The organism is Flavobacterium aquariorum, from assembly GCF_003254745.1.
Classification (GTDB): Bacteria; Bacteroidota; Bacteroidia; order Flavobacteriales; family Flavobacteriaceae; genus Flavobacterium; species Flavobacterium aquariorum.
On sequence record NZ_QKXH01000051.1, the window covers coordinates 1 to 221 of the forward strand.

Annotated in this window: 1 protein-coding gene; it reads left to right on the forward strand. The window is 46.6% G+C overall.

Features of this window, described 5'->3' with window-relative positions; translation table 11 throughout:
• A partial coding sequence (locus DOS84_RS19180) for a hypothetical protein (RefSeq protein ID WP_207802087.1) occupies positions 1 to 221 on the forward strand: 221 nt, incomplete at both ends.

A 221-nucleotide genomic window follows, 5' to 3' on the forward strand; every position in this document is an offset into this window, starting at 1 on the left:
CTACAGCAGTTGCATCTGCAGGATATACCGTCACAGCCAGCAATACTGGTGGTTGTGGAACTGCAACATCGGTTGTAACCATTACCGTAAATCAAGCTCCGGCAGGATTGAGTTATACCGTTGCTTCACCAAGTTATTGTGTTGGAACAGCAATCACTGCTAATAATGCATCGCTAACAACAGCAGGAAGTCCAGCAGCTACTTATGCGGTTAGTCCAGCT